1 protein-coding gene and 1 pseudogene are annotated in these 4,633 nt (G+C 71.0%); both read right to left on the bottom strand.

All coding sequences use genetic code 11. The annotated features are described in order from the left end of the window. A pseudogene (locus FGD71_RS48430) lies at nucleotides 1-2,729 on the bottom strand (polyketide synthase dehydratase domain-containing protein); the annotation flags it as partial. Between the two features lies 1 nt (nucleotide 2,730). Beyond that, nucleotides 2,731-4,633: type I polyketide synthase (locus FGD71_RS48425; RefSeq protein WP_425329659.1), on the bottom strand; the 1,903-nt coding region annotated here is incomplete at both ends.

Genomic DNA, 4,633 nt, shown 5'->3' with positions numbered 1-4,633 from the left:
GCATGGTCAACGCCACCTTGCCCACATGCCTGGCCTGGCTCACATACCGGAACGCCTCCCGCGCCCGGCGCACATCCCACACCCTGACCGGCAACGGCACCACCACACCCTGCCCGAACAGCTCCACCAACTCCGCCAGCAACCGCCGCGTCTGCTCGGCGGAGATCACACCGAGGTCGAAGGGCTGGTAGGCGACACCGGGGTACTCGCCTGTGACACGGTCCGTGTCGCGGATGTCGGTCTTGCCGATCTCCACGAACTGTCCGCCGCGCGGCAGCAGCCGCAGCGAGGCGTCCACGAACTCCCCCGCCAGGGAGTTGAGGACCACGTCCATGCCCTGGCCGTCGGTGACGGCGAGGAACTTCTCCTCGAACTCCAGGGTCCGCGAGGAGGCGATGTGGTCGTCGTCCAGGCCCAGCGAGCGCAGCGCCTCCCACTTGCCCTCACTCGCGGTGGCGAAGACCTCCGCGCCCATATGCCCGGCCAGCTGAACCGCCGCCATGCCGACGCCGCCGGCACCCGCGTGGACCAGTACGCGCTGTCCCGCCCGCAGACCGGCCAGGTCCCGCAGCCCGAACAACGCCGTCAGGAACACGATCGGCGTCGTCGCCGCCTGCTCGTAGGACCAGTCATCCGGAATACGGACGAGGAGGCGAGCGTCGGCGACGCCGGTCGGACCGAAGCTGTGGCCGATCATGCCGAACACGCGGTCGCCAACGGCCAGTTCCGTCACCCCGGGCCCGACCTCGGTCACCACGCCCGCGCCCTCGCTGCCCATGACGCCGGAGCCGGGGTACATGTCGAGGGCGATGAGGACGTCACGAAAGTTGACGCCCGCCGCTCGCACGGCCAGGCGAACCGTGCCGTCGGCCAGCGGTGCCAGGGCCTCGGGACGGGGCATCAGGGCAAGGCTGTCCAGCGTGCCGCGGCCGCTCGCCGAGTCGACGACCCAAGCCGGCTCCCCCGCGGGCGGCATCAGAGCGCCGCCGGACCCCGCCCGGGCGAGGCGGGGAGCACGCACGGTGCCCGAGCGGACCGCGAGTTGCGGCTCGTCCAGGGTGAGGGCGGCGGGCAGTACCCGAGCCGAGGAGTCATCGGCGTCGAGGTCGACGAGGACGATGCGGTCGGGGTTCTCCGTCTGTGCCGACCGCACCAGGCCCCACACAGCGGCGCCTGACAGGTCGGTGACGTCCTCGCCGGACCGCGCGGCCACGGCACCCCGGGTCAGTACGACCAGGCGGGCGGTGGCGAAGCGCTCGTCGTCCAGCCAGGAGTGCAGCACGTCGAGCACACCATAGGCCGCCGACCGGGCGGTATCCGCCGCGTCGCCGGGTTCACCGGCGCACGGCAGCAGTACGACGTCCGCGCCCGCGGCGGCGACCGCGTCGAGGTCGGCATGGGCGGCCACGCCCGGCCCGGCCCATTCGGCAGCGGTGGTGCCGAGCACCGCCCAACGGTCTTCCGGCCCGGCGGACCGGCCGCCCGAGACGGGCACCTCGGCCCAGTCGAGGCGGAAGAGGGTGTCGTGATGGGCGGGCCTGCCCACGGCCGACTCATCGCCGCTCACCTGGCGCAGGACAAGGGAGTCGATGGAGGCGACAGGTGCGCCGGTCTCGTCGGCCACCTCCACGGCCACCGCGTTCGCGCCCGCCGAGGTGAGACGCACTCGCGCCGCGGCCGCTCCGGTCGCGTACAGCGACACACCGCTCCACTCGAAGGGCAGTCCGGCCTGGCCTGTCTCCGCCACGAAGTCGCCGAGCCCGATGGCGTGAAGCGCGGCGTCCAGCAGCGCCGGGTGCAGCCCGAACGCCGCCGCCTTGTCCATCTCCTGCTCGGGCAGCGCCACCTCGGCGAACACTTCATCGCCGCGCCGCCAGACTGCCCGCAGCCCCTGGAACACCGGACCGTACGCCAGACCGACCTCCGCCAGGCCCGGATAGAGCCCGTCCAGGTCGACCGCCTCCGCGCCCTCCGGCGGCCAGGCGACCAGGCCGACGTCGGCCACCCGGCCGGTGCCCGCGAGCCAGCCGGTGGCATGCCGGGTCCACGGCTCGTCCGACGCCCCGCCATCCGCCCGCGAATGCACCGACAGCGGACGCCGACCGGCGGCATCCGGCGCACCGACCGCGAGCTGGACATGCACGCCCCCGTGCTCGGGCAGCACCAGAGGCGCCTCCAGCGTCAGCTCCTCGACCGTGTCACAGCCCACCCGGTCACCGGCCTGCACGCCCAGCTCCACAAACGCCGTACCCGGCAGGAACACCGCACCCGACACCACGTGGTCGGCCAGCCAGGGGTGGGTCTGCACCGACAGCCTGCCGGTGAGCAGGAAACCGTCGGAGTCGACGAGTTCGACCGCGGCACCGAGCAGTGGGTGGTCGGCGGGCGACTGCCCCACCGATGTGACATCACCGAGGAACCCGACGGCGGCCTCCGGCCAGTACCGCTGACGCTGGAAGGCGTAGGTGGGCAGGTCGACGCGGCGCCCGCCGGCCAGCAGCGGCGACCAGTCGACGGGCAGTCCCCGCACCCATCCCTCGGCGAGGGAGGTGACGAACCGGTCGAGGCCGCCCTCGTCACGCCGCAGCGAGCCCAGGACCAGCGCGTCGGTGCCCGTGGCATCCAGGGTCTCCTGCACGCCGACGGTGAGCACCGGATGGGCGGAGGCCTCGATGAAGAAGCGGTGGCCCTGTTCGGCCAGCGCCTTGGTGGCCTCCTCGAAACGAACCNGCACCGGATGGGCGGAGGCCTCGATGAAGAAGCGGTGGCCCTGTTCGGCCAGCGCCTTGGTGGCCTCCTCGAAACGAACCGTCTGGCGGAGGTTGGTGTACCAGTACTCGGCGTCCATCACCGACGTGTCCAGCCAGTCGGCGGTCACCGTCGAGAAGAACGGCACCTCCGCCGAACGCGGCTCAAGTCCCGCCAGTACATCAAGGAGTTCGGCGTGGATGGCCTCCACATGCGCCGAATGCGAGGCGTAGTCCACCGGGATCCGCCGGGCCCGCACCTCGTCGGCCTCGCAGGCGGCCAGCAGGGCATCCAGCTCCGCGACATCTCCCGAGACGACCACGGACGAAGGCCCGTTCACCGCCGCGACCGACAGACCCTCGGACAGCCGCTCACGAACCTCCTCCACAGGCAACGCCACCGACACCATGCCGCCCAGACCCGACAGCGCCAGGATCGCCTTGGAGCGGAGAGCCACGACCTTGGCGGCGTCCTCGATGGACAGGGCTCCTGCCACACAGGCCGCCGCGATCTCGCCCTGCGAATGCCCCACCACGGCAGCCGGCTTGATGCCGTACGCACGCCACAGTTCGGCCAGGGACACCATCACCGCCCACAGCACCGGCTGCACGACATCGACGCGCTCCAGCGCCTCGGCATCGTCGAGGACGTCGAACAACGACCAGTCCACATACGAGGACAACGCCGCCGCGCACTCACGCATCCGCTCCGCGAACACCGGCGAGGACTCGATGAGTTCGGCCGCCATGCCGACCCACTGCGAGCCCTGCCCCGGGAACACGAACACACTCTTGCCCCGCAGGTCCGCGACACCCCGTACGACAGCTGCCGTACCGTCGCCGACCGTGAGAGCGGCCACGTCGACCAGCGGGTCGGCGCCAAGGGCCACCGCGCGGTGGGCCAGGTGCGAACGGCTCGCCGCGAGGGAGTACGCCACGTCGACCGGGCGCAGGTGGGCGTTGTTCTCGGTGTACGACAGCAGTCGAGCCGCTTGGTCACGGAGGGCATCTCCGGACTTGCCCGACAGGATCCACGGTATGAGGGAGGCAGCCGGATCGACGGACCCGTCACCCGGCGGCAGCTCAAGTTCGGCTTCGGGTGCCTGTTCCAGGATGACGTGCGCGTTGGTACCGCTCATCCCGAACGACGACACACCCGCCCGCCACGGACGCCCCGCCTCCGGCCACTCCCGATTGCCGGTCAACAGCTCAACAGCCCCCACCGACCAGTCCACATGCGACGACGGCGCATCAATATGCAACGACTTCGGCAACACCCCATGCCGCATCGCCATCACCATCTTGATCACACCCGCCACACCCGCCGCGGCCTGCGTATGACCGATGTTCGACTTCACCGACCCCAACAACAACGGCCGCCCGGCCTCCCGGCCCTGCCCATACGTCGCCAGCAACGCCTGCGCCTCGATCGGATCACCCAGCGTCGTACCCGTACCGTGCGCCTCCACCACATCCACCCCGGACGCCTCAACCCGCGCATTGGCCAGCGCCTGGCGAATCACCCGCTGCTGCGAAGGACCGTTCGGCGCCGTCAGACCATTCGACGCCCCGTCCTGATTGATCGCCGAACCCCGCACCACCGCCAGCACCCGGTGCCCATGACGACGAGCATCGGACAGCCGCTCCACCAGCAGCAGACCCACACCCTCACCCCAGCCGGTACCGTCCGCCGCCTCCGCGAACGCCTTGCACCGGCCATCCGCCGACAACCCCCGCTGCCGACTGAACTCCACAAACGTCCCCGGCGTCGACATCACCGTCACACCACCGGCCAACGCCATCGAGCACTCACCATTACGCAACGCCTGCATCGCCAGATGCAGCGCCACCAACGACGACGAACACGCCGTATCCACCGTCACCGC

Source organism: Streptomyces sporangiiformans (assembly GCF_005768555.2).
Taxonomy (GTDB): Bacteria; Actinomycetota; Actinomycetes; order Streptomycetales; family Streptomycetaceae; genus Streptomyces; species Streptomyces sporangiiformans.
The sequence above is the reverse complement of the archived record's forward strand: the minus strand, read 5'-3'. Positions and strand labels throughout refer to the sequence as shown.